Below are 25,472 nucleotides of genomic sequence, written 5' to 3' on the forward strand. Positions count from 1 at the left end.
AGATGACCGGTCAAGAAGGGAAGGCGGTTCCGGGTCAATCGATCCGGTAGCCGACCTCTTCGGAGGAGCGGCGCAAAAGGCTCCAGAAAGATCGGGCGAAGGAGCGGAAGACATGAATGTCGAACGCATCTTCGCCGACGCGTTGGACAAGCGCGGTGATGTCATGATGCATGGTGGCCAAGCCTTGGCCCCTTGCAAAAGCGGTGTTGGCGAAGTTGATGGCGAACAACTTGGAGAGCACCCAGCGGCTCTTCGGGCCGTCGATGCGGATGACGACGCGGCCGTGGCTGAGATCGGTGACGCTTCCGTCCTCGCCGACGGAACCGGCGAGTTGAGCGACCAGATCCGGTTTCGTCCCCGCCACGAGCCAGCGGCCCGGGGCGAAGTTGAAGACGTTGATCTCCAGTTTTGCAGTACCGCTGCCCGGCGCGACGTTGAGCATGACGCCGGCGACCGCGCGAATGGCGACGCGGCATTTGCCTTCACTATCCTTCCACGACGCAACTTCACCGATCGACAGGCCGGTTCTCTCCGTCAGGAAGACGCCGGGTCCGTCATCGGTCAGCGCCCCGAACTCGCCCGGGCGCTTGAGGCCCTGTAGCGGGGAGGCCGCATGCGCGGCGATCACCGGATCGGCGACGAAGCTGCGGCGGTCAGCCATTCATCTTCACTCCCTTGGGGTCGTAGAAATGGTGACTGACGAATTCGACGGGGACATGCGTCTCCGAGCGCACCGGGTCAGTGGCAAAGGCGCGCGTGCCGATCCGCGTGTTTCCGTTTTCGACGAGGGCCAGCCCGATGTGCTTGCCGTAGAGCGGCGAGAGGCAGGTGGCCGTGATGTGGCCGAGACTGCGGCCCGGTGCGTCCTTGGTGCCTTCGACGATGTGGCTGCCGCCGCGCAGCTTCTCGCCGGACGAGGAAATGACGCCGACCAGTGACCAGCGGTCGGGATCGGTCAACCCTTCGCGGGTGAGCATGACCGAACCGATGAAGGGGGTTTTCTTCGACAGCATCCAGTCGAGATGCAGGTCGTGCGCGGTGGTGCGGCCGTCGATCTCCGCGCCGGTGACATGGCCCTTTTCGATGCGCAGCGCGCCGAGCGCTTCAAGCCCGTAGGGCTGGATGCCGTGCGGCTGGCCTGCCTCGATCAGCGCGTTCCAGACGGCCTGTCCGTGATGCGCGCCGCAATAGATCTCGTAGGCGCGTTCGCCGGAGAAGGACAGCCGGCAGATCATCACCGGAATGCCGTTGATCTTTCCATGCACGATTCCCATCAGGGGCAAGACCTCGTTGTCGACGGCAGTGCCCGTGACGCAGGCGGCAAGCACTTCACGGCTTTTCGGCCCGGCGACCGCCGCGCCGGCCCACTGGTCCGTGACCGACGTCAGGTTCACCGAGAGGTCGGGCCAGATGCAGTCCAGGAAATACTCCAGATGTTGCATGACAGGGCCGGCATTGGCCGTAGTCGTCGTCATCAGGTAGTGCGAATTGGCGAGGCGCCATGTGGTGCCGTCGTCGAAGGCGAAGCCGTCCTCGCGCAGCATCAGGCCGTATCGCGCCTTGCCGACGGCCAGCTTGGCGAAATTGTTGGTGTAGACCCGGTTGAGGAACTCGGCGGCGTCGGGGCCCTTGATGTCGATCTTGCCGAGCGTCGAGACGTCGACGATGCCGACGCCGCGGCGCACGATCCTCGCCTCGCGCAGATAGGCGTCTTCCACCGTTTCGCCCGGCTGGTTGTAGCTTTCGGGCCGCATCCAGAGGCCGGCCGACATCATGCCCGCGCCATGTTCCTCGTGCCAGTGATGCATCGGCGTCAGCCGTTCGGGCCGCAGATCCGCGAAGCGCTCGGCCGCCAGGGCGCCGAGAGACGCGCCGGTGAAGGGCGGACGGAAGCGCGTGGTGCCGACGTCGGGGATCGGTTTGCCGAGCGCGTCGGCCATGATCGCCATTCCGGGGACGTTGGCGGTCTTGCCCTGGTCGGTCGCCATGCCGAGCGTGGTGTAGCGCTTCAGGTGCTCGACGGACTGGAAGCCCTCGCGATGGGCGAGGCGCACGTCGTCGGCTGTGACGTCGTGCTGAAAATCGACGAACGCCTTGTCGCCCTTCGCCTTGATTTCGAAGACCGGCGCCGGCGGCTCGATGCCTTCTCCGGCGCAAGAGCCGACCGCATGCCAATGATCGTCGCCCTCCGGCGGCAGGAAGGCCTGCAGCTTGTCGCTCCAGACGGGCTTCGTGCCGGCCTGCGACGCCAAATGGAGCACGGGCGACCACCCGCCGGAGACCAGCAGAGTGTCGCAGGCAAAGCCGCGCTTTGGGCCTGACAGCTTGCCGGTTTCCAGGTTGAATGGCTGCATCAGCACCGAGTCGAGTTCCGGATCGCCGCCGGATCCGACGATCGCATGGGCCGGAAGCGTCTTCGCGCCGGCTTCGTCGGCAAGCGATTGCGCCCAGTCGCCGACGACCGGCCTCGGATCGATGATCGCGGGGATCTCGGCGCCGAGCCTGTGCAGGATCGCGGCGGTCTCGTAGGCGCTGTCGTTGTTGGCGAAGACGACGATGCGCCGGCCGATCAGAACGCCATAGGACCGGGCGAAGCGCAGCGCGGCGCTGGCGAGCATAACGCCCGGCCGATCATTGCCCGGAAACACCATGGCGCGTTCCAGAGCGCCGGTCGCCAGAACGACATGGCCGGCACGGATGACCCAGTGACGATGGCGCGCCTCTCCGGTCGCAGGCTTGGCCTTGTGGTCGGCAATGCGCTCGAGCGCCGCAAACGTGTTGCCGTCGTAGCGGCCCCAGACCGTGGTGCGGTTGAGCAGGCGCACATCCTGGTTGTCGCGGAGCCCGGAGATCAGGGTCTCGGCGAAGCTTGCCGCATCCGGCCCCGACCAGTTGGCCGTGCCGCCCAATGCCGCCTCGGTTTCGCAGAGGATGACGCTCTTGCCCTCGGCGACGGCCTTGCGCGCAGCCTCGAGTCCCGACGGGCCGGAACCGACGACGAGGACGTCGCAGAAGGCGTTCATGCGTTCGTATCGCGCCGGATCGGGCACCGTGCCGGCCGAGCCGAGGCCCGCCGCGCGGCGTATGAAATGTTCGCAGAACCTCCAGAAGCGCGTCCCCTTCAGGGGGCCGATCGCGGGGCCCATGAAGGTCTTGTAGTAGAAGCCGGCGCTGAAGGTCTTTCCGGCAAGGCCGTTGACGGCCATCAGGTCGTGCCCGAGCGATGGAAACCGGTTCTGGCTTTGGGCAACGAGGCCGTCGAAGACCTCCAGTTCGGTCGCGCGAATGTTGGGCTCGCGCACGCCCTGCTCGATCACCGTGACGAGTGCGTTCGGCTCCTCGTAGCCCGCGGCGAGTAGCCCGCGCGGGCGGTGATACTTGAAGGATCGGCCGAGCAGTCGAATCCCGTTGGCGAGGAGGGCCGACGCCAGCGTGTCGCCGGCAAAACCGCTGTAGCGTACGCCGTCGAAGGTGAAACGGACGGTCTTCGTCCGGTCGATGCGGCCGCCGGAGGTCAGGCGATGCGAGGTCACGCTCCCGACCTCCTCGGCGCCTTGGTGGGGGGGAATTCGACATGCGAGATCGCATGGGTGAGCGTGTCGCGGGTCACGATGAGATGCTTGCGGCAGCCGCCCGTGTGTTGCCAGAACTCGCGATGCTGACCGGCGGGGTTCTCGCGCTCATAGACATAGGCGTTCCAATGCGCCAGATCGCCTGACGCGGTGCCGGGGCGCGTGCGAGTGGCGTCGCCCTTGTAGCTGAATTCGGCGAGGTCGCGCGGGCCGCAATGGGGGCAGGTGATGATCATCGCTTGACCTAGTGCTTCCAGGGCGTCGCGCCCTGTCCCTTCTCGTCGATGACGTAACCGCGATGGAAGCGGTCGAGCGAATAGGCCGCGTTGAGCGGGTGCGGCTCGTCCTTCGCGATGGTGTGGGCAAAGCACCAGCCGGAGGCCGGCGTCGCCTTGAACCCGCCATAGCACCAGCCGCAATTGAGATACATGCCGGGCAGCGGACCCGTCGTGATGATCGGCGATCCGTCCATCGACATGTCCATGATGCCGCCCCAGGAGCGCAGCAGGCGAACCCGGGCGAGCGCCGGGAAGAGGGCGACCGTCTCGGCCATCACATCCTCGACGATCGGGAGGTTTCCGCGCTGCGCGTAGGTGTTGTAGCCGTCGATGTCGCCGCCGAAGACGAGGCCGCCCTTGTCGGACTGCGAGATGTAGAGATGGCCGCCGCCGAAGGTGACGACGGTGTCGATCAGCGGTTTCAGCGATTCGGAGACGAAGGCCTGTAGGACGTGGCTTTCAATCGGCAGGCGGTCGATGCCGGCGAGCTTCATGACGCGCCCTGTCGAGCCGGCGACGCAGACGGCCACCTTGTCGGCCAGGATCTCGCCGCGTGTCGTTTGCACGCCGGTGACCGTGTCTCCGTCGCGCAGGAACCCTGTGACCTCGCAATTCTCCAGGATGTCGACGCCGCGCCGGTCGGCGCCGCGGGCATACCCCCAGGCGACGGCGTCGTGGCGGGCGGTGCCGGCGCGGGGCTGTTCCAGCCCGCCGAGTATCGGAAAGCGCGCCGTTCTTGAGAGGTCGAGCCCTGGAACGCGCCGTGCCAGTTCGTCAGGCATGACCATGCGCGCATCGACGCCGAACAGCCGCATCGCGTTGCCGCGCCGCGCTGCGTCGTCCATCTGCGCCGGGCTGTGGCACAGATTGATGATGCCGCGCTGGGAGAACATGACGTTGTAGTTGAGCTCGTGGCTGAGGGATTCCCACAGCTTCATCGAGTGTTCGTAGAAGGGCGTGTTGCCTTCCAGAAGATAGTTGGAGCGCACGATGGTGGTGTTGCGGCCGATATTGCCGGAACCGAGCCACCCTTTTTCGCACACCGCGACATTGGTGATGCCGTGATTCTTCGCGAGGTAATAGGCTGTCGACAAGCCATGACCGCCGCCACCGATGACGATGACGTCGTATCGCGGCTTCGGCTCGGGCTTGCGCCACGCCGGTTTCCAGCCCGTATTGCCGGTCAAGGCGTGTCTGAGTACCTGCCAGGCAGAGTATTCCGCCATGCTTGCCGTCGTCCCTCTCGCTGTCGGCGATCAATCTAGCCTGCAAGGCTTTGGCGCGCATTGGAATTTTTTACAACATTTTTGAGTCATGGGGTCCGTCTGCAAGTGTTCGCGGCATGGCGGTCCAGTCTGTTCGCGTATCAGGAAACTGTGATATCAGCCGCGCGATGAGACACCTTGTGAGCATCCTTGTCGCGTTCGTCATCCTGCTTGGGGCATGGCCCGCGGCCGCGCAGGTTGCGGAAGAAACCAGCACGGCCGTTCAGGGCTTCGAGCGCGAGCTCGGCGTGATTTCGCAGGCCTTTGACGGGGCCCGACAGGACGACGGCGCCCTGGCCGACCTTTCCAGCCGGGTTCACGCTGTCGAAGAGGGGCTGATCGCAGCCGGGGTGAAACTGTCGCCGCGTCTGACCGAGATCAGCGCCAGGCTCGACCAGATCGGCACGTCTGCCGACGATCAGGCCGAACCGTCGGTGCTGCAGGAGCAGCGAAGCGCGCTTCTGGAAGAGCGGTCGCTTCTCTATGAACTGATCGGGCGGATGGAAGAGTTGTCGGTGACCGCCAACACGCTGGCCAACCAGATCACGGAAGCCAGGCGCGAATTGTTCACGACGACGCTGTCCCGGCGCTACGACATCACCAAGGCTTTCACCGGCGAGTTGCTCGCGGATTTGCGCGATCGATATTCGGACCTCGCGGACAAGGTGACGTCCTGGGCCAATTTCGTCTGGCAATACAAGCGCGGCCAGATGCTGACCGCCACGGCGCTGTCCCTTGCTGCTGCGGTGATGGTGCTGGTGTTCGCGCGCCGTCTGCTCGGGCGTCTCATCCGGCGCGATCCCGAGGCCGTCGAGCCGGGTTATTTCTCGCGCCTGCTCATCGGATTTCTCGGCACGCTTCTGCCGACGCTCGGCGTCTGGGTGTTCCTGTCGCTGGTCTTTGCGACCTACAGCTACTTCTCGGTCCTGCGCGGCGACATCGGCGCGATCCTGGCGAGCCTGTTCGTCGGCACCGCGGTCATCGTCCTCGTTTCACAGCTGGCCGAAGCCGTTCTCGCGCCGCGGCTGTCGCAGTGGCGGCTGGTGGCGGTGACGGATCATGCCGCGGGCATTCTGAAATTCCTCGTGGTCGTCATGGCGATCACGACCGTCTTCAACGAGGTCATCACGCAAATCCTGCATGTGGTGGGCGAATCCCTGCCGATCACCGTGGCGACGAGCCTCGTGAGCAGCACGCTGACCGGGCTTCTCCTGCTGGCGATCTCCGCCGTGCGGCCCTTCGCGGGCGGCGAGGGCGAGGCGGACCAGCCATGGCCGGGCGTCATCCGCCTGCTATTGCGGGCGACGGGCATCGTGCTGATCCTCGCTGTCTCCGCCGGCTTCATCGGGTTCGCCGAATTCGGCTCGCGGCAGATCGTCGTCACCGGCGCCGTCGCCTCGACGATCTATCTCGGCTACCTGGCCGCGCATGCGCTGTCGCGCGAGAGCGCGCTGGTGGACTCCCGCTTCGGCGCCTGGCTGCGGCGGACGTTCGAAATGTCCGACACGCGGATCGACCAACTGGGCCTGGTGGCCGGCATCTTGCTGACGATCGCGCTCGCGGTCATCGGCGTGCCGGTCCTGCTGCTGCTCTGGGGTTTCCAGTGGGCCGACATCCGCGGCTGGATCCTGTCCGCGGTCAATGAATTCTCGATCGGATCGCTGTCGATCTCGATCACCGGCATCATCGCGGGCGTCCTCATCTTCATCGTCGGATACTGGCTGACCAAGGTGCTGCAGCGCTGGCTCGACCGCGACGTGCTGACGCGCAGCCGCATGGACACCGGCGTCCGCAACTCCGTCAAGACGGCGTTCGGCTATGTCGGTGTGACGATCGCCGCGTTGATCGGCGTGGCCGCTGCCGGGATCGACCTGTCGCAACTGGCCCTGGTGGCGGGCGCCTTGTCGCTCGGCATCGGTTTCGGCCTGCAGAACATCGTCTCCAACTTCGTGTCGGGCCTGATCCTCCTGGCCGAGCGGCCGTTCAAGGTGGGGGACTGGATCGAGGCGGGCGGCGTCAGCGGCACGGTGAAGTCGATCAATGTGCGCGCGACGGAAATCGAGACGTTCCAGCACAAATCCGTCATCCTGCCGAACTCGGAACTGATCAATTCGGCGGTCGGCAACTGGACGCATCGCAACACGCTCGGGCGTGTCGAGATTCCCGTGGGCGTGGCCTATGAATCGGATCCGAACCAAGTGCGCGACATCTTGCTCGACATCGCGCGGGAGCATCCGCTGGTGCTCAGCAATCCCGAGCCCTACATCGCGTTCCTGAATTTTGGCGATTCGTCGCTCGACTTCGACCTGCGCGTCTACCTGGCCGATATCGGCAATGTCCTGACAGTCGGCACCGACATCCGCTTCGCCATCCTCGAGCGGTTCCGGGAGGCGCGGATCGAGATCCCGTTCCCGCAGCGCGACCTGCATCTGCGCGTCGTGCGCGAAGACGACAAGAAGGATGTGGCGGTCGCGCTGGACCTCGGTTCGATGGGGCCGGATGCGCAGACGGGCCGGAATGAATAGGGCCTGTGCCCGTTCAGTTTCGGTTCAGGACGCAACTCCTATATAAGGGACAAGTTACGGGCTTGCCCGAAGAAAGAAAGGAGGCGATGCCTATGTGGCGTCGTTCGATAAAAAGAGGTCCGCTGGTTGCCGCCGCAGCATTGGCGGTGTGTTCGACGGCTGGCGCCGCATCCCTGACCAACACGGATGCCGAGAGCCAGACGATCATCGTCACCGAGGGCGGCGTCAAGAGAGAGCTAGCCATTCAGGCGGGTGAAACTGTCACCTTGTGCAATGACGGCTGTTTCCTGACGCTGCCGAGCGGCGACCGCAGGGTGCTTGGCGGCGCCGAAGCGGTCGACATCGTCAACGGATCGCCGGTGATCAAGCAATAGCCGGTCCGTGTGCCCGGCCTCTTCGAAGGGCGGGCATTTCGCCGCTTACGGCCGCACTGGTCGCGCGCCGCTTTGGGGATGTCGCAATCAGGCTGCGCCTGCGGCCCCCGCCGGCCCTATAGTCTGCGCGCAAATCCAGTTCGGAGCGGCGGGCAATGGCACAATTTCCGGAAAAGGCGAAGGTCGTCATCATCGGCCTTGGCGGTATCGTCGGCGCATCGGTCGCCCATCACCTGATCGAGCGGGGATGGGACGACATTGTCGGCATCGACAAGTCGGGCGTCCCGACCGACATCGGCTCGACGGCGCACGCCTCGGACTTCTGCTACACGACCAGCCACGACCACATGTCGGTCTGGACCACGCAGTACTCGATCGATTTCTTCGAGAAGATGGGCCACTACGCCCGCATCGGCGGGCTGGAAGTCGCGCGCACGGGCGACGACACCTGGATGGAGGAGATCAAGCGCAAGGTCACCTCCGGCAAGGCCTTCGGCACCAATGTACGGCTGGTGACGCCCGCCGAGATCAAGGAGATGTTCCCGCTGATCGAGGAGGACATGGTGCAAGGGGGCATGTTCGATCCCGACGCCGGCCTCGTCGTTCCGCGCTCCCAGACCGTCGCCGGAAAGCTGGTCGACGCCGCCGAGAAGACCGGCAAGCTGAAGGTCTTCGGCAACACGCCGGCACAATCCCTGATCGTCGAAAACGGCCGTATCAAGGGCGTCGTCACCCATCGCGGCACGATCATGGCCGATCACGTGGTCGTCTGCGCCGGCCTGTGGGGCCGTCTGATCGCCGAGATGGTGGGCGAGGACCTGCCGGTGATGCCGGTCGACCACCCGCTGACGTTCTTCGGGCCCTATGACGAATTCGAGGGCACCGGCAAAGAGATCGGTTTCCCGCTCATGCGCGACCAGGGCAACTCCGCCTATATGCGCGACACGGGCGATCCGAAGACCACCGAGGGCGGCCAGATCGAGTGGGGCTATTACGAGACCGACAATCCGCGTCTCTGCCATCCGCGCGACATCCTTGAAAAGCACGAGGCGCGGCTTTCGCCGTCTCAGCGCGATCTGGACATGGAACAGATCATCGAGCCTCTCGAGCGCGCGATGGAGCTGACGCCGATTCTCGGCGAGCTCGGCTACAATGAAGGCCATTCCTTCAACGGCCTGCTGCAGGTCTCGGCTGCGGGCGGGCCCTCCTGCGGCGAGAGCCAGAAGGTGCGCGGCCTGTGGTACTGCGTCGCCATCTGGGTCAAGGACGGCCCCGGCTACGGCAAGCTGATCGCAGACTGGATGACGGACGGGCGAACCGAGATCGACCATGCCGGCATCGATTATTCGCGCTTCTATCCGCATCAGCTGACCGAAGAGTTCATCGAGAACCGCTGCTATGAGGCGGCGCAGAAGATCTATTTCCCGGCGGTGCATCCGCGCGAACCCTATGCGACGAGCCGCGGCATCAAGCGGTCGCCCTTCCATGAGCGCGAGAAGGAGCTTGGCGGTTACTTCATGGAGCTCGGCGGCTGGGAGCGCGCGCACGGCTATGCCGCCAACGAGCATCTGCTTGAGAAATATGGCGACCGGGTTCCGGTCCGCGAGAACGAGTGGGACAGCCGCCATTTCTGGCGCGTGTCGAATGCCGAGCATCTGGCGATGAGCGAGGATTGCGGCATCGTCAACCTCTCCCACTTCTACATGTTCGACGTGGAAGGCCCCGATCACGTCGCGCTGATGGAATGGCTGTGCGCTGCGAAGATTGGCGGCGACAACAATATCGGCAAGGGCATCTACACCCATTTCCTCGACGACGAGGGCATGGTGCGCGCCGACCTGACCGTGATCCGGATGGCGGACCGTTGCCGCGTGGTCGACGGGGCGGATGCCGGACCGCGGGATCTGACCTATGTGAAGCGCGTCGCCGAGGACAAGGGCTTCGACGTGACGATCACTGACGTGACCGAGACATACATCACCATGGGCATCTGGGGGCCGAATGCCCGCGAGACGCTGAAGAAGGTGGTCGCCGATCCGGCGGGACTCGACCCTGAAAACTTCCCCTTCGCCGCGATCAAGCCGATCGAGATCGCAGGCAAGGACGTCACCGCCTTCCGGCTTTCCTATGTCGGAGAGCAGGGCTGGGAATTGCACATGAAATATGAGGACGGACTGGCTGTCTGGGACGCTCTGCGCGAGACCGGTGTCATGGCCTTCGGCGTCGAGACATACGCGAACTCGCGTCGCATGGAGAAGAGCCTGCGGCTGCAGAATGCCGATCTCCTGACCGAGTACAATCTCTACGAAGCCGACCTGGCGCGCCCGAAGGTCAAGGAAGCCGATTTCCGGGGCAAGGAGAAGCACCTGGAATACCGTGCGCGCGAGAACCAGCCCGCGATGCTGTGCACGCTCGTGATGACCGACAATACGGATGCCAGCGGGGTGAAGCGCTATCCGGTCGGCGCCATGCCGGTGATCGATCCGGAGACGGGCAAGACGCTTGTCGACGACCTCGGTCGGATTTCCTACACGACCTCCGTCGCTTTCGGGCCGACGATCGGCAAGAACATCGCGCTGGCCTATCTGCCATGGTCGTATTGCCAGGTGGGGCGCAGGTTGAACGTCGAGTATTTCGCCGAGACCTATCCGGTCGAAGTGGCCGGTGTCGGCTATGCACCGCTCTACGATCCGGAGAACCTGAAGCCGAGGAGCTAGTTCCTCCACACGTGACGGAAAGCGTGCCTGGCTCGGTCGTTTTCGGGGCAGTCCGGCGGCTTCATTGCCGCCGATGGCCCGCCATGCCATATTTCGGCCTGGCGAAGTCTTAGGGTTTCACAGGTGTCCCTTCTTCTATCGACAGCCAAAACGATCGCGGTCGTCGGTAACGGACCGGTCTCGGTTGCTGCGGCAGGCAAGATCGACGACGCGGATCTGGTGGTGCGCATGAACCATGCGGGCCTATGCGGGGTCGCTGGCAGGAGGACAGATTGCCTGGCGGTGAACGGGCGGATCTGGAGCCATGACCTTTCCCGTGACGGCCGACCCATCAATCCGCTCGCTCTCAGGCAGGCCAAGGAGATCTGGCTCTCGTTCAGCCCTCCGACTGAGGACGAACGCGACGGACGGAGGCTGGTCTTCGCCGGAGGCGATCGTGTGGACCGTCTTGCCGAGGAACTGCAGCGATTTGCTGCAGATGGCGCGGAGGTCGTTCCCTCGGTGGGAGCGCGGATCTTGCGCTATGTGCTGGACGAGAGCGATGCCAAGGTGACGCTCTTCGGCTTTTCCCATCAGGGCGATCGGCTGCACAATTGGTCTGCCGAAGCCGCCTGGATGGGTGAGCTGGCGGAGGCCGGCCTTGTCGAATACTCCGTTTCGGGACCGCCGCATGTGCGTCAGACGCTTGCGATCCGGATGTGGATGCAGGCCCAGCGCGTGCGCAATCACATTCGGGCCGGCCGCTTCTGATCCGCTGACATTTTCGTGATGTGGTCGTGCGCCGCATGGTCGGTGCCGTCTTTTCGCGTATCATCGGTTCATGCGAAAAGCCGGTTCACCCTTGGCGGTGTTGGGCGCTTTGATCGCGTCTCTCACCCTTTTCGCGCCGGCAAAGGCGCAGGAGCGCGTCGATGTGGCCCTCGTGCTCGCAGTCGATGTTTCGCGATCCATGTCGATCGATGAATTGCGCATTCAGCGCGAGGGCTATGCGGCAGCGATCGCCAGTCCGGAGGTGGTGCGAGCGATCGGGCAGGGGGCTTATCGGCGGATCGCGGTGACGCTCTTCGAATGGGCCAATGACAGCCATGCGCGTGAGATCGTCGGATGGACCGTCATCGAAAGCCAGGCGGATGCGAATGCCGTCGCCGAAGTGCTGCTCGCCTCGCACAGTATCGGACAACGCCGAACCTCGATTTCAGGCGCGATCGGCCATGCCGCCGGCTTGCTGGAGGTCGTGCCGTTCGAGGCCGACCGGCGGGTGATCGACGTCTCGGGCGACGGGCCGAACAACCAGGGCATTCCCGTCGCAGAGGCACGCGACGCGGCGATTTCGAAAGGCATCACGATCAACGGCCTGCCGATGATGACGCGGGGCGGCTCAGGCCAGCAATTCCACATCGACGATCTGGACCGCTATTACACCAAATGCGTCATCGGCGGCCCCGGCGCGTTCATGGTGCCGGTCAATGACTGGGACCAGTTCGCCGAGGCCGTGCGGCGCAAGCTGGTGATGGAGATCGGGCGGATGGCGGATTGGGAACCGCGCGTGGTCCCCGCGCAGTTCCTGCTGGAGGAGCCTTACGACTGCCTGATCGGCGAGAAGATCTGGCAGCAACGCGGCTGGCAATTCGACGATTTCGACCGGTGACGTGGCCGCCGGTCAGGCGACCATCAGCTGCTTGCGGTCGGCGCGTTCCTGCTGAGGCGACTTGGCATAGATCTCGCGGTAGCATTTGGAGAAATGCGACGCGGAGACGAAGCCGCAGGCGATGGCCACCTCGACCACCGGCATGGACGACTGGATCAGCAGGTGGCGGGCGCGGTCGAGCCGGATCTCCAGGTAATAGCGTGCGGGAGAGCGGCCCATTTCCTGGCGGAAGAGGCGTTCGATCTGGCGGCGCGACAGGCCGACATGGTCGGCGATCTCCACCAGCGACAGGGGCTCCGACAGATTGGCCTCCATCAGTTCGATGATGGTGAGGACCTTGGGGTTCTGCACGCCGAGGCGCGCGCGCAAGGGCAGGCGCTGGCGGTCGGTCGGGTTGCGCACCCGGTCGGTCAGCACGAGTTCGCAGATGCGGTTGACCGTGCCGTCGTCGAAATCACTGCTGATGATGGAGAGCATCATGTCGAGGGCGGCGGTGCCGCCGGCGCAGGTGTAGATGTTGCCATCGACCTCGAACAGGTCTGAGAAGACGCTGACCTGCGGAAAGGACTCCTGGAAGCCGGGGAGGTCTTCCCAGTGGATGGCGCAACGCTTGTTGTTGAGAAGGCCGGCCGCGCCGAGCGTGTGGGCGGCGGTGCACAGCGACGCAATCTTGACGCCGCGATTGTATTCCTCGCGCAGCCAGGCCGACAGCGATTTGGACTGATAGCGCTCGATGTTCAGGCCGCCGCAGACGAAGACGATGGACGGGCGATGCTGCCCGAGCATCAGCTTGCGCTCTTCTTCGATGGAGGTCTCGACCTTCACCTCGACGCCGTTCGATGCCGTGACGGGTTCGCCGGTCCTGCTGGCGAGGCGCCATTTGTAGGCGTCGTAGCCCAGCACACGGTTGGCGCCGCGCAGCGGTTCGATCGCCGCCGAGAAGGCGAGCATGGTGAATTCGGGCTGGAGGTAGAAAACAACCGTCTTCTGCGGCGCCGTCGCGTTCATCATTGTGCCACTCTTGATCTGGTCGCGTGACGCATCGCGCGATGTCGTTTTCACGACAGAAAAACAGCCCTGCGCATTGCGGTCAATAGCAACTGTCGCAGCGGCAGAGGCGTGTGGGCGGGGTGGAAATACGATCGGATCGGCAGGCATCAGTCACTCCATGCAAAGGCGTTACACGGAGCAGCCAATTCGCGCCTGGGACGTTCCAGCGGCATGTTGGAGGCGCCGCATGGCATGGAACGGCCAGCTATTACAAAAGCGTTTCGAGGAGGATTGGAAGCAACCGCGACAACGCTCCCTCATGGGCAGCTCGAACTCGCGCATATGCGCTTGCCGGCTTGCCGGCACAGTCTGCGTTGCGAAGGGCGCTGGCCATTTTGCGACGTCGGGTGTGCAAGGGCCACCGGATCAGCCGCGTGCGCGTCGTCCGCCTTCACGCCTGCGGCGTCCGCCTCGAGCGTCGTCGCTGGCGGGCGGGGTCTTTCTCGCCGGCAGGGTGACGGCCTTCGCCAGTTCGGGGAAGGGATCGATCTTGTTCGGCAGGGCCATGGCGGCGACGAAATGGTCCTGGAACTTGGCTTCCAGCGCCGTTTCGATCTTCTCGATCCTGCGCACGGTTTCCTCGACCTCGCGGCGATAGTCGCGGTTGATGAGCGCCATGCGGGCTCCGGTGCCTGCCGCGTTGCCGACGGCGGAGACCTTGGACAGGTCGCAATCGGGGATGAGGCCGAGCACCATCGCGTATTTCGGATCGATGAAGGAGCCGAAGGCGCCGGCGAAGCGGATCGCGTCGACATGCTCGACGCCGAGCTTGTCCATCAGAAGCTTGATGCCGGCATAGAGCGCGGCCTTGGCGAGCTGGATGGCACGGATGTCGTTCTGGGTGACGGTGATCATCGGGTCGCCGTCATGCAGCACATAGGAGAAGGTGCGGCCATTGGCGACGATGCGCGGAGATTTCGCCGCAAGCGATCCGTCGACCACACCGTCCTCGGAGATGACACCGGCCAGGAACATCTCGGCGACGACCTCGATGATGCCCGATCCGCAGATGCCCGTGATGCCTGTCTTTTCAGTTGCTTCCGCGAATCCGCTCTCATCGGACCAGAGCTCCGAGCCGATCACGCGGAAGCGCGGCTCCAGCGTCTCGGGGTCGATGCGCACGCGCTCGATCGCACCCGGCGCGGCGCGCTGGCCGGCGGAGATTTCCGCGCCCTCGAAGGCGGGACCGGTGGGCGAAGAGGCGGCAACGACGCGCGCCGAACTGCCAAGCACGATCTCGGCATTGGTGCCCACATCGACGAGCAGCATCATCTCGTCCTGGCGGTGCGGACCTTCGGCGAGCGTCGCGGCGGCGGCGTCCGCGCCGACATGGCCGGCGATACAGGGCAGCACATAGACCCGGCAGCCGGGATTGGCGCTCAGGCCGAGATCGCCGGCACGGCTGTGCACGGCTCCTGAGACCGCCAACGCGAACGGCGCGCCGCCGAGTTCGGTCGGGTCGATGCCGAGGAACAGGTGATGCATGATCGGGTTGCCGACGAAGACTGCGTCGAGGATGTCGTTGCGATCGGCGCCGGATTCGTCGCAGACCTTGCCGATGAGCCCGTCGACGGCCTCGCGCACGGCCTTCGTCATCGCCTCGCGCCCGTCCGGGTTCATCATCACGTAGGAGACGCGGCTCATCAGGTCCTCGCCGAAGCGGATCTGCGGGTTGGACGCGCCGGAGGACGCGATCACCTGGCCGGAGAGGAGCGAGGCCAGATGCATCGCGATGGTGGTCGAGCCGATGTCGCAGGCGAGCCCCCAAGCCTCGTTGTGCAGGCCGGGCCACAGCGCGATCATGCTGGCCTGGCCCGTCTCCGCGTCCTTGTGGATCGCCGCGGTGACGGCCCATTGCCCCTTGCGAAGGATCGCTTGCGTCTGGGCCAGGAGGTGGTGATCGACGAGAATGTCGGCATAGCCCCAGTCCCGATCCAGCGCCGCCTTCAGCCGGTCGAGATCGCCGAGCGGCTTGTGCATGTCGGGTTCCTCGACCTCGACATAGCAGAGCTGGACGGCGGGCTTGCGCGCGAAGACGCGGGTGTCGGCCGCCTTGCGGACGATCTGCGCGTTGATCTGGACATCCTGGGGCACGTCGATGACGAGATCGCCCTGAACGGTCGCCGAGCAGGAGAGGCGGCGACCGGGCTTCAGCTCGCGTTTCTCGGCGTAGCGCTGTTCCTTCGGCCCGAAGGGCGAGAGATGGTCCTCGGCGGACGTGATGCCGTGCTTGGCGAACTGGCCCTCCTGCACCTCGACCTGGCAACGGCCGCAAATGCCGCGACCGCCGCACACGCTCTCGACATAGACGCCGAGCTGGCGGGCCGCGTCGAGCACGGGCGTGCCGACCGGAAAGCGTCCGCGCTTGCCCGAGGGCATGAAGAGGATGAGGGGGTCGGTCATCTCTGGCGTCTTCCGGCAACCGTCAGCCTGGTCGCAAGACCCGGGACTTGTCGTCCGCGTGCGGTGTTGACATGCGGAATCGTCTCGGTCATAGAGCCGCCCATGAAGACCTTTGTTTCCATGGTTGCAGTCTCTTCGGAGCGACTATCCCTGCTCGCATAGCGGCGAGCGGGTTTTTCTGCGTCTTCATTTTCCAAGACAATTTCTCCCGCGATCGACGCGGGTATAGCCCGACCCGGCCGAGGCAACGGACCTGAAGTGCGCTCGGCACGGGTTCGCGCTTCATCACCCGCACCAGATCCCAGCGAGCGTAGCCCAATCGGAAGAGGCACTGCACTAAGAATGCAGTCAGTGTGGGTTCGAATCCCACCGCTCGCACCATCGGAGGGTAGCCCAAATGGTAGAGGCCACGTCCTCAGACGGCGTCCAGTGCGGGTTCGAATCCCGTCCCTCCGACCAGTTTCCGCGTTCATCGGGTCAGGCGCGGGCGCGCCGCGCCTCGCGTCCGGCGCCGCCGCGACGGCCGCGCGCACCGGCGGGCGCGGCATCGGGATCGCGGTTGAAGGCGATCCATGACGCGCCACCTGCATCCTGGTTGAGCAGGAAGTTGGCGGCGCGGATCGCTTCCATCTCCTTGCCGGGCCGAGGCTTGGTGGAGCCGAGGCCGAAGAGCTTGCAGAAGGCCTCGTCATCCATGTCCGGCGGCAGGAATACGCCCGCCGCTTCGACTTCGGCCTTTTTCTCGGCGATCTTCTTCGGTCCGACCGGCAGCGCGACCGGGTTCATGATCGCGCTGGTCATGCCGGCCGCATAGGCCATTGGCAGGAAGGCGTTGTTGATGCCGTGCCGGTTCGGCAGGCCGAACGAGATGTTGGACGCGCCGCAGGTGGTGTTGACGCCCAGCTCCTCGCGGAGGCGGCGCACCAATGTGAAGACCTGGTGTCCCGCGGTGGCCATCGCGCCGATGGGCATCACCAGCGGATCGACGACGATGTCATGCGCCTTGATGCCGAAATCGGCAGCGCGCTCGACGATCTTCTTCGCAACGGCGAATCGGACGTCGGGGTCCTCGGAAATCCCGGTGTCGTCGTTGGAGATCGCGACGACCGGCACATCGTATTTCTTGACCAGCGGAAGGACCTTCTCCAGCCGCTCTTCCTCGCCGGTGACCGAATTCAGCAACGGACGGCCCTTGGCGGCCTGAAGCCCGGCCTCCAGCGCCCCCGGCACCGAGGAATCGATGCAAAGAGGGCAATCCGTGACTGCCTGCACCGTTTCGATCAGCTGCGGCATCAGCATCGGCTCGACGAAGTTGTTGTCCGCATAGCGCGGATCTTCGCCCATCTTGTTGGAGAACACAGCGCCCGAATTGATGTCGAGCACGGTGGCGCCGGCTTCCACCTGCGCTACCGCGTCGGCCTGCACGCGCGAGAAATCGCCGCGCTCCAGTTCCTCGTTGAGCACCTTGCGGCCTGTCGGATTGATGCGTTCGCCGATAACGCAGAATGGCTGGTCGAAGCCGATGACGACTTCCCTGGTTGCCGAGGCGACGATGGTGCGAGCCATGGATGGATCCCTAGGACTGAGAGTTCATAGAAGGATATAAGGATGTCTTTATATCCCATGTTCCGCGCTCTTCAAGCCACTCGGCAGACTTTTTGATGCCGCCGAAGGGGAAGACGTGAATTTGCTTGATCGCCGAACCCGGAGTGGTGAGGGCGTGTTTCTCTATCGGACCGACCACGCCTTCCGGCGAATGGCTGGTTGCGAGCGTCGCCAGGGAGCGTGTGCGCTTCTTGAAGAAATCGAGCGAATTGCCGACACCGCACATGGCGGCATACTTGATCAGCGTCGTGATCTTGGCCGGGCCGGCGACGCCGAGATGAACCGGCAGGTCGATGCCGCTCGCACGCAGGCCTTCCGCCCAGTTCACGAACTTCTCGGCGTCGAAGCCGAACTGGGTGACGATGCGGATCTGCGCGCCGGTGCGTTCGCCGAAGGATTTCTTCAAGCGCAGCGCTTCGATCGCGACGTCCTCGGAGAAATCGGGGCTGCCTTCCGGATGGCCGGCAACGCCGATCTGGGTGACGCCGTATTTGTCGAAAAAGCCGGTCTCCAGCACCTCCATGGAGGACGAGAAGTCTCCGGCCTGGCGTTCCAGCCCGCCGCCGATGACCAGCACGTCATGAACGCCGGCTTCGGCGGTCATCGCCTTGATGCGGCTCTCCAGCGCGGCTTTCGTCGTCAGGCGGCGCGAAGCGAAATGCGGCACCGGCGTGTAGCCGAGATCGTGCACGCGTTTGGCCGCGGCAACGAGCGTCTCGTTGGAATCCGTGCCGACATCGGTGATGTAGACGCGCACGCCCCTGGGAAACAGGCCCGGAAGATCGGCCGATTCCACCGCCTGTTTCGGCGAAACCTCGATCGACGCCGCGATCCGGTCCGCGGCTTTGCCCTTGTCCATGTCTGACACGCTCATCGCCCGTCCTCCTCGTATCCTTCGTTTTTCACGAGAGCGGCGAGCCGCTCCTTCGTGTAGACCGTTTCGATTTCCGCCATGGCGGCATCGGCTTCAGCTTCCAGTTCGTCGCTCACCTTGACGGCATCCGCCTTGCGCCACTCCGCCAGATAGGCGTCGCTGTCGCGTGCGCCGACGCGCATCGCGCACATGTCGATCGCTTCCGTGAAGCGCAGCGGCAATTCGCGTTTGGCGGTGTCGCGGCGTTTTCGAATGATCACCTGGGCGGGAATGTCGCGCCAGTAGACGATGATCTTGTCTGCCAAGGTCGTTCTCCGTGTCGTGTGTCAGCATTGCCGCAAGGCGGAAGTCCCGGCTTGTTACCGGACGACGCGCGGCAATTCAAAAACGACAGGGCCCGGCGGCGCGGGTTCAGAGCAGCCAGGAATGGGCGAAGGCGTGGGCGACGAGCACGACACCGACCATGATGCAAATGGCGACCACGCCGACGATCGTGCCGATCGCCAGCCAGACGCCGTCGCGCTCCGACAGCGCGATCCCGCAGATGCAGACCGCGAGCGCGGGCAGCCAGTTGCCGAAGGGAATCGGGATGACCACGGCAATCGCATAGATGAGCGCGATCACGCCGACGATCTTTTCCGCGCTCTTGGCGTTGGGGAACGGCCAGTATCGTGGGCGCACCCAGTTTTCCATGCGGATCAGGAAGGGGATCAGCCAGGTCGTCATCTTGTGAAACGCCTTCTGGCTGAGCGAGCGTTTCAGGAAGAAGCGGGGCAGCCAGACCGTCGGGTAGCCGAACACCATCTGGAAGGCGACCAACACGATCGGCACGCCGAGCAGCACGGTGGAACCGGGCGGAAAGGGCAGGAGGTTCAGGCCGGCGGTGAAGACGAGAAAGGTGGCGAAGGAGCGGTCGGCGAGCGCGTTGCGAATACGGCGGACGCTGACCTTGCCGTGCTCCTCGCCCGCGAGCTCGCTCAGGACCTGCGACAGCGGTCGCGGATGGCAGTAGGTTGCCGTTTCCTCGACCGGTTCGAATTCTGCCGGACCCTGCTGCAGCATGTTGTTCACAGTCCCCCGAGTGTGGCGCTCTTGGCGTGCAGATGCGTCAAATTGATGACCATAGCGGTCATTTGCGACGATTTGGTTTCACCTCCGCTCCCCCCAAATCGTCCGCCTCCCGCAGCGCCGAAGCCAGGTCGCCATATCCCGTCATTTTGCGTTCGAAGGCAAGTCCGAGGAAATCGGCCGCTTCCGAGGCTTTCCGGGTCAGTTCGGGATCGTCGGTCTGGGCGAGAAACAGCAGGCGCTCATAGGCGCCGAAATACATGTCGCGCAGTTCCGGATGGCGGTCGAGGCCGAGCGGGCGGACGAGGAAGGTCTCGAAGTGACGCGCCAGGAAGTCCGTCACGAAGAAGGTTGTCATGTAGTCGCCGTCCGCGGCGTCGAACGCGTCGTTTCCGATGTAGAACGAGAAACAATGCGGGCCGGCGATGCGGGCGACACCGTGCTTTTCGCAGACCTTGTCCAGCATGCCGCCGGTGCCGCAATCGGCGTAGCCGATGAAGATGTGCTCGTAGCCCTCGGCGCGCGCCTTGCGGATCGCCTCGTCGGCGGCCGGCGCGATCTTTTCGGGATGGTGGTGGTAGTCCGCCGGCAGGCAGGTCAGCGATATGTGCCCCAGATCGTTCATCCGGCACAGGTCGAGGATTTCCCGCGCAATCATGCCGCAGGCGATCACCCTGACCTTGTCTTCCGGCGCTTGCACTCCCGTTCAGCCTTTTTCAACGCCCAATGTGGATACTCGCGGACACAGGGCTTGCCCATCGCTTTGCACCGGGTTCGAGCCGAAAGAGAAAACGAGGCGACACCGATGTCGCAGGACAAGCCGATGAATGCTCCGCAATTTCAGTCATTTTTCGAAGGACGGCAAGCGCTCGACGCATTGCCGGTATCGCCCGTGGCCGCGCCGGAACTCTCGATCATCCTGCCGGCCTATAACGAGGCCGGCAACATTCCGCTGATCGTCGACAAGATCGCCGACGCGATGGGGGACATTCCCTACGAGGTGCTGGTCGTCGACGATGACAGCCCGGACGGCACCGCACGCGTGACGCGGAGCATCGCCCGTGAGAAACCGAATGTGCGCTGCGTGCGGCGTGTCGGCCGGCGCGGTCTTTCCGGCGCCTGCATCGAGGGCATGATGGCGGCGAATGCGCCGGTCGTCGTGGTCATGGACGCCGACATGCAGCATGACGAGACCCGCCTGCCGGTCATGCTGGACGAAATCCGCAATGGCGCCGACCTCGTCATCGGCAGCCGCTACGTGGACGGCGGCAACGCTTCCTCCGGCTTCCAGAAGAAGACGCGCGCCAAGGGAAGCGAACTGGCGACTGCGCTCGCCAACCGGATTACCGGCAGCTACACGACCGACCCGATGAGCGGCTTCTTCATGATGAGGCGCGAACTGGCGGACCGCGCCGCACCGGAGATTTCGCGCGACGGTTTCAAGATCCTGTTCGACATCGTCAGCCGGTTCGGCAGCGAACTGACCATCCGCGAAGTGCCGTTCCAGTTCAGGGAGCGCGTCGAGGGCGAGAGCAAACTCGGCTTCCTGGTGACGGTACAATTCCTCGGCCTGCTGGTTTCGCGCTACACGGGCGGTTTCCTGCCCGTGAAGTTCCTGCTCTACGGTCTGGTCGGCTTCAGCGGACTGTTCGTCCACATGGCGACGCTGTTCCTGGCGAATGGCGTGTTCGGCATCGCGTTCTCGACGGCGCAGCTCGCGGCCACCTTCGTCGCGATGACGACGAACTTCGCCTTCAACAACGAGATCACCTACGCGCATCGCAAGCTGACGGGGCTGCGGCTCATCACCGGGCTTGCGACCTTCTATCTCGTCTGCGGCATCGGCGCGCTCGCCAACGTGTCGATCGCGGTGCGCATGTTCGAATGGGACTGGTCGGCGAGCGTCGCAGGCCTCGCGGGAGCCTTGATGAGCGCGGTCTTCAATTACGCCGTGACCAAGTTGGTCACCTGGCGCGACATCTGACGGAACGCATCGTCAGTCGGCCCGGGCGTCTGCCGTCCGGGCCTTCAGCCTTCGCCGGATGATCAGGCGGTCGCCCTGGAATTGTGCTTGCGCTTCATGAAGTCCTTGGCAGTCTCGACCGCCACGGCCGCGTCGCGGCAATAGGCGTCGGCGCCCACGGCCTTGCCGAATTCCTCGTTCAGCGGCGCGCCGCCGACCAGGACGACGAGATCGTCGCGGATGCCCTTTTCCTGGAGCGTGTCGATCACGACCTTCATGTAGGGCATGGTCGTCGTCAGGAGGGCCGACATGCCGATGATGTCCGGCTGCTCGCGCTCGATGGCTTCCAGATAGTTCTCGACCGGATTGTTGATGCCGAGATCGACCACGTCGAAACCGGCGCCTTCCATCATCATGCCGACGAGGTTCTTGCCGATGTCGTGAATGTCGCCCTTGACCGTGCCGATGACCATCTTGCCGAGCTTCGGAGCGCCGGTTTCGACGAGAAGCGGCCGCAGGATGGCCATGCCCGACTTCATCGCGTTGGCGGACAGCAGAACCTCGGGCACGAACAGAATGCCGTCGCGGAAATCCTCGCCGACGATGCGCATGCCTTCGACCAGCGCCTCCGTCAGCACCTCGTAAGGCGCCCAGCCGCGGTCCAGAAGGATCTGCGTTCCCTCGATAATCTCTTCCTTCAGCCCGTCATACAGATCGTCATGCATCTGCTGGACGAGTTCTTCGTCGGAGAGCTCGGAGAGAATGATTTCATCGTCGGACATGTTCTCGATCATCCTAAAAAACGCCCGAAGGCGATGCGTGCCCACTGATTGTGTAACAGGATTTTGGACGGGAAATCATCAAAAAAGCGCTTCAAATGCGACGGCGCGAAATACGTTTGCGACCGAGGCCGCGACGCATGACGCGACGTCCGGGCCGGGCGCGTTGTCGCGGCAGCGTCAGAGGCTGACGCGAATGGAAAGGCCTGTTTGCCCGGCCGCGATCATTGTCGAAGGCTGTTGACCGGGCGCAAAGGCGCACCCGGCATGCTGCTTTGCAAGGTGATGTCATGACGGATTCCGCTATGGAAACGGGTTCTTCCGAAACTGATTCTTCCGCACCGGAGGCGCCGCGCGGGCGGGCAGGACGCCGGGCTTCGGGCGGGGCGGCTGCGCGACGCGCGGCACGCAGCGGCGGCAAGCATGGACCGGCCATGCCCTACATCACCCGCCGCGTCCCCGTCTACGAGGTGCTCGACGAGGAAGCGCTGACGATCATCGAGGGGAACGCGGACACCGTGCTCGAAGAGGTCGGCATCGAGTTTCGCGACGACGAAGAGGCGCTGCAACTCTGGCGCGACGCCGGCGCGGACGTGAAGGGACAGCGCGTGCACTTCCCGAAAGGGCTTTGCCGCGAACTGCTGAAAACGGCACCGTCGGTCTTCACCCAGCACGCGCGCAATCCGGAGCGAAACGTTCAGATCGGCGGCAATTCCACGGTGTTCGCGCCGGTTTACGGGCCGCCCTTCGTTCGCGATCTCGACGGTGAGCGCCGCTATGCGACGATCGAGGATTTCCGAAACTTCGTGAAGCTGGCCTATCTGGCGCCGTCGATGCACCATTCGGGCGGAACGGTGTGCGAGCCGGTCGACATTCCGGTCAACAAGCGCCATCTCGACATGGTCTACAGCCACATCCGCTATTCCGACAAACCCTTTATGGGGTCGGTGACGGCGCCGGAACGGGCGGCCGACACGGTGGCGATGTGCAATATCCTGTTCGGCGACGATTTCGTGGAGAACAACACGGTCGTCATCAACCTGATCAACGCAAATTCGCCGATGGTGTTCGACGACACCATGCTCGGCGCGGCGAAGGTCTATGCGCGGCACAACCAGGCCTGCATCGTTTCTCCCTTCATCCTGTCCGGCGCGATGAGCCCGGTGACGGTGGCGGGCACGCTCACGCAGATCCTCGCCGAAGTGTTGGCTGGCGCCTCCTTCACGCAGCTCGTGCGGCCCGGCGCGCCGGTTCTGTTCGGCACATTCGCGGCCTCGATCTCGATGCAATCGGGCGCGCCGACCTTCGGTACGCCGGAGCCGTCGCTCGTCTCCTATGGCGCGGCGCAGTTGGCGCGCAGGCTCGGGCTGCCGTTCCGCACCGGCGGTTCGTTGTGCGGCTCCAAGGTGCCCGACGCGCAGGCGGCGCATGAAAGCGCTGCGACGCTCAACATGACGCTGCTCGCGGGCACGAATTTCGCGCTTCACTCCGCCGGCTGGCTGGAGGGCGGTCTCGTGTCCTCCTACGAGAAGTTCATGATCGACATCGACCAGCTGGGCATGCAGCAGCGCTTCGCCGAAGGTATCGACATGAGCGAGAACGGCCAGGCCATGGGCGCGATCCGCGAGGTCGGCCCGGGCAGCCACTATCTCGGCTGCGATCACACCCGCGAGAATTTCGAGAACGCCTTCTACCGGTCGCTTGTCGCGGACAACAACTCCTTCGAGCAGTGGGATCTGGAGGGCCGCAAGGGTGCCGACCAGCGGGCCAACGCGCTGGCCCGGCAATGGCTGGAATCCTATCAGGCACCCGATCTCGATCCGGGCATCGACGAGGCGTTGCAGGGCTTCATGCGTCAGCGCAAGGAGTCCATGCCCGACGCCTTCAGCTGAAGGAAGCCCGTGGACGGCCGGGCTAAAGTGGCCGACATCATTCATCGGGAAGTCTGGCGCACGGGCGTGGGCGACAAGTCATGAGCCCGTGCGCGACGTTGCAGGAACTCGCGGCGGCGCTCGACGCGCATGGCCTGATCCTGCGCAGCGGCTTTGCCTTCGACGAGGGCGTGGCGGCGCCTCCCGGGCCGCGCGGGGAACCGGCACATGCCGTGGTGCTCGTCGGGGACGCCGGCGATTCGAGTTGGCCGCATTTCCGAAAGTGGGCCGCGGCGCAGGGTCCTTTACCTGACGATCCGTTGGACGCGTGGTCGAGAGCAGTTCTCGACCCAGTCGCCGAGCACTGTGGTGCGCGAGCCGTGTTTCCGTTCGAGAAACCCTGGTTGCCGTTCCAGCGATGGGCCGTGCGTGCCGAAGGGCTGCGGCCGTCACCGCTCGGCATCCTCATGCATCCTCAGTTCGGGCTTTGGCACGCCTGGCGCGGGGCCTTGCTGTTCGACGTCGAAATGGCGCTGCCGACGCCTGACAATCCGATTCATCTCTGCGACACATGTGTCGGCAAAGACTGCATGAATACATGTCCCGTCGGCGCCGTTGGCGAGCAGGCCTTCGACGTGGCGGGCTGTGCCGGATTTCTCCTGTCCGGCGGCGACTGCGGGACGATCGGTTGCCGCGCGCGGGCGGCCTGTCCGCATGGCAAGCACCGGTATGGCGACGACAAGATCGCCTTTCACATGGCGGCGCGGCTGGGTAGCTTGCGAGAAACTTGAAAAAAGTTTCGACGCAGACCCAAGGAATGACGGAAACGCTTCGTCACAAGGTCAATGATGGCGATTGAAGGAGATGCGGTGGCGGCTTCGGCCGCGCACGCCGGAGATGGCGACCAGCAGTTGGCGGCGCGTGCAAGCGCCGGCGACCGGCATGCGTTCGCGCGTCTCATGGAGCGTCACTACGACACGATCCACCGTATCGCCTGGCGATGGTGCGGCAACGCGACAGATGCCGACGACGTCGCCCAGGATGTTGCCATCAAACTGGCGCGCACGATCTCCGGATGGCGTGCCGAGGCGTCGTTTACGACCTGGCTCTACCGCATCGTGTTGAACACGGTGCGCGACAGGCAGCGGGCGTTCGCCTCGGAGCGTCGGCGCGTCGAGGCCTTTGCCGTACAGGCGATGGTCGAGGCGCAGGGGGGCGAGGGAGCCGATGGTGATGACCCGGCCATGCGATTGTGGTCGGCCGTCGGCTCCCTTCCCGAACGCCAGCGCGATGCCGTGATGCTGGTGCATGGCGAAGGCCTCAGCCATGACGAGGCGGCAGGCGTGATGGGCGTCTCCGAGGGTACCGTGTCGTTTCACATTCACGAGGCGAAGAAGAAATTGAGGGTGTTGATGAAAACACCCGAGGACGAACTGTCATGACCGATGAGTTCAATCTCGACAGTCTGAAGACGATGACG

21 protein-coding genes and 2 tRNA genes are annotated in these 25,472 nt (G+C 64.4%); 11 read left to right on the forward strand and 12 right to left on the reverse strand.

What is annotated here, in order from left to right:
* Positions 1-34 precede the first annotated feature (34 nt).
* The 4 genes from MRY80_RS14280 to MRY80_RS14295 are packed head-to-tail and all read right to left on the reverse strand — an operon-like array spanning position 35 to position 5,076.
* Positions 35-661 carry a sarcosine oxidase subunit gamma family protein gene (locus tag MRY80_RS14280; RefSeq protein WP_293291701.1) on the reverse strand — a complete coding sequence of 209 codons (627 nt, stop codon included), beginning with the start codon at positions 659-661 and terminating at the stop codon, positions 35-37.
* Entirely contained in the window at positions 654-3,533 is a 2,880-nt protein-coding gene (locus MRY80_RS14285) for a 2Fe-2S iron-sulfur cluster-binding protein (RefSeq protein ID WP_293291702.1), read from the reverse strand. Before MRY80_RS14285 ends, MRY80_RS14280 begins: the two co-directional genes overlap by 8 nt.
* On the reverse strand, positions 3,530-3,808 hold the full coding sequence (locus tag MRY80_RS14290; RefSeq protein ID WP_293291703.1) for a sarcosine oxidase subunit delta: 279 nt from the start codon (positions 3,806-3,808) through the stop codon (positions 3,530-3,532). The genes MRY80_RS14285 and MRY80_RS14290 overlap by 4 nt, the downstream gene beginning before the upstream one ends.
* Positions 3,809-3,816: 8 nt before the next feature.
* Positions 3,817-5,076 (reverse strand): sarcosine oxidase subunit beta family protein, encoded by a 1,260-nt coding sequence (locus MRY80_RS14295; protein WP_293291704.1) that lies wholly within the window; start codon positions 5,074-5,076, stop codon positions 3,817-3,819.
* A 179-nt stretch (positions 5,077-5,255) separates the two neighbouring features.
* Here MRY80_RS14295 and MRY80_RS14300 point away from each other — a divergent pair, with 179 nt between their 5' ends.
* The 5 genes from MRY80_RS14300 (at position 5,256) to MRY80_RS14320 (ending at position 12,379) form a co-directional block, all read left to right on the forward strand.
* Positions 5,256-7,640, forward strand: a complete 2,385-nt coding sequence (locus tag MRY80_RS14300) for a mechanosensitive ion channel domain-containing protein (RefSeq protein WP_293291705.1) — start codon at positions 5,256-5,258, stop codon at positions 7,638-7,640.
* A gap of 146 nt (positions 7,641-7,786) precedes the next feature.
* Complete coding sequence (locus MRY80_RS14305) at positions 7,787-8,014, forward strand: hypothetical protein (RefSeq protein ID WP_346433401.1); 228 nt, start codon at positions 7,787-7,789, stop codon at positions 8,012-8,014.
* Positions 8,015-8,169: 155 nt separating this feature from the next.
* Positions 8,170-10,731 (forward strand): FAD-dependent oxidoreductase, encoded by a 2,562-nt coding sequence (locus MRY80_RS14310; protein WP_293291707.1) that lies wholly within the window; start codon positions 8,170-8,172, stop codon positions 10,729-10,731.
* A gap of 123 nt (positions 10,732-10,854) precedes the next feature.
* The gene (locus tag MRY80_RS14315) at positions 10,855-11,481 is read left to right on the forward strand and encodes a hypothetical protein (RefSeq protein WP_293291708.1); all 627 of its coding nucleotides are present in this window, start codon (positions 10,855-10,857) and stop codon (positions 11,479-11,481) included.
* Positions 11,482-11,590: 109 nt separating this feature from the next.
* On the forward strand, positions 11,591-12,379 hold the full coding sequence (locus tag MRY80_RS14320; RefSeq protein ID WP_293291709.1) for a DUF1194 domain-containing protein: 789 nt from the start codon (positions 11,591-11,593) through the stop codon (positions 12,377-12,379).
* Positions 12,380-12,391: 12 nt separating this feature from the next.
* Here the strand turns inward: MRY80_RS14320 and MRY80_RS14325 are convergent, their stop codons facing one another.
* Positions 12,392-13,390, reverse strand: a complete 999-nt coding sequence (locus MRY80_RS14325; protein WP_293291710.1) for a GlxA family transcriptional regulator — start codon at positions 13,388-13,390, stop codon at positions 12,392-12,394.
* A gap of 405 nt (positions 13,391-13,795) precedes the next feature.
* Positions 13,796-15,832, reverse strand: a complete 2,037-nt coding sequence (locus tag MRY80_RS14330) for an ASKHA domain-containing protein (RefSeq protein WP_293291711.1) — start codon at positions 15,830-15,832, stop codon at positions 13,796-13,798.
* Positions 15,833-16,136: 304 nt separating this feature from the next.
* On the opposite strand from MRY80_RS14330, the gene MRY80_RS14335 reads away from it, so the two are divergent.
* Both MRY80_RS14335 and MRY80_RS14340 read left to right on the forward strand, forming a co-directional pair.
* A tRNA-Leu gene (locus tag MRY80_RS14335) sits at positions 16,137-16,213 on the forward strand.
* Position 16,214: 1 nt separating this feature from the next.
* A tRNA-Leu gene (locus MRY80_RS14340) sits at positions 16,215-16,291 on the forward strand.
* 18 nt (positions 16,292-16,309) lie between these two features.
* Here the strand turns inward: MRY80_RS14340 and MRY80_RS14345 are convergent.
* The 5 genes from MRY80_RS14345 to MRY80_RS14365 form a co-directional block, all read right to left on the reverse strand.
* Positions 16,310-17,398 carry a methyltetrahydrofolate cobalamin methyltransferase gene (locus MRY80_RS14345; protein WP_293291712.1) on the reverse strand — a complete coding sequence of 363 codons (1,089 nt, stop codon included), beginning with the start codon at positions 17,396-17,398 and terminating at the stop codon, positions 16,310-16,312.
* Positions 17,399-17,408: 10 nt separating this feature from the next.
* Positions 17,409-18,311 carry a methylenetetrahydrofolate reductase gene (locus MRY80_RS14350; protein ID WP_293291713.1) on the reverse strand — a complete coding sequence of 301 codons (903 nt, stop codon included), beginning with the start codon at positions 18,309-18,311 and terminating at the stop codon, positions 17,409-17,411.
* Positions 18,308-18,616 carry a virulence factor gene (locus MRY80_RS14355; protein ID WP_293291714.1) on the reverse strand — a complete coding sequence of 103 codons (309 nt, stop codon included), beginning with the start codon at positions 18,614-18,616 and terminating at the stop codon, positions 18,308-18,310. Before MRY80_RS14355 ends, MRY80_RS14350 begins: the two co-directional genes overlap by 4 nt.
* Positions 18,617-18,722: 106 nt before the next feature.
* Complete coding sequence (locus tag MRY80_RS14360) at positions 18,723-19,373, reverse strand: exopolysaccharide biosynthesis protein (protein ID WP_293291715.1); 651 nt, start codon at positions 19,371-19,373, stop codon at positions 18,723-18,725.
* 67 nt (positions 19,374-19,440) lie between these two features.
* Positions 19,441-20,037 (reverse strand): DUF1638 domain-containing protein, encoded by a 597-nt coding sequence (locus MRY80_RS14365; RefSeq protein WP_293291950.1) that lies wholly within the window; start codon positions 20,035-20,037, stop codon positions 19,441-19,443.
* Between the two features lie 147 nt (positions 20,038-20,184).
* On the opposite strand from MRY80_RS14365, the gene MRY80_RS14370 reads away from it, so the two are divergent.
* Positions 20,185-21,363, forward strand: coding sequence for a glycosyltransferase family 2 protein (locus MRY80_RS14370; protein WP_293291716.1), 1,179 nt, complete (start codon positions 20,185-20,187; stop codon positions 21,361-21,363).
* Between the two features lie 62 nt (positions 21,364-21,425).
* Here the strand turns inward: MRY80_RS14370 and MRY80_RS14375 are convergent, their stop codons facing one another.
* Positions 21,426-22,124, reverse strand: coding sequence for a B12-binding domain-containing protein (locus MRY80_RS14375; RefSeq protein ID WP_293291717.1), 699 nt, complete (start codon positions 22,122-22,124; stop codon positions 21,426-21,428).
* Between the two features lie 302 nt (positions 22,125-22,426).
* Here MRY80_RS14375 and MRY80_RS14380 point away from each other — a divergent pair, with 302 nt between their 5' ends.
* The 3 genes from MRY80_RS14380 (at position 22,427) to MRY80_RS14390 (ending at position 25,434) form a co-directional block, all read left to right on the forward strand.
* Positions 22,427-24,013, forward strand: coding sequence for a trimethylamine methyltransferase family protein (locus MRY80_RS14380; protein WP_293291951.1), 1,587 nt, complete (start codon positions 22,427-22,429; stop codon positions 24,011-24,013).
* Between the two features lie 80 nt (positions 24,014-24,093).
* Positions 24,094-24,783, forward strand: a complete 690-nt coding sequence (locus MRY80_RS14385; protein WP_293291718.1) for a hypothetical protein — start codon at positions 24,094-24,096, stop codon at positions 24,781-24,783.
* Between the two features lie 78 nt (positions 24,784-24,861).
* Positions 24,862-25,434: an RNA polymerase sigma factor gene (locus MRY80_RS14390; RefSeq protein WP_293291719.1), complete on the forward strand. Its 573-nt coding sequence runs from the start codon at positions 24,862-24,864 to the stop codon at positions 25,432-25,434.
* Positions 25,435-25,472 lie beyond the last annotated feature (38 nt).

Source organism: Oricola sp. (assembly GCF_022763245.1).
Lineage (GTDB): Bacteria > Pseudomonadota > Alphaproteobacteria > Rhizobiales > Rhizobiaceae > Oricola.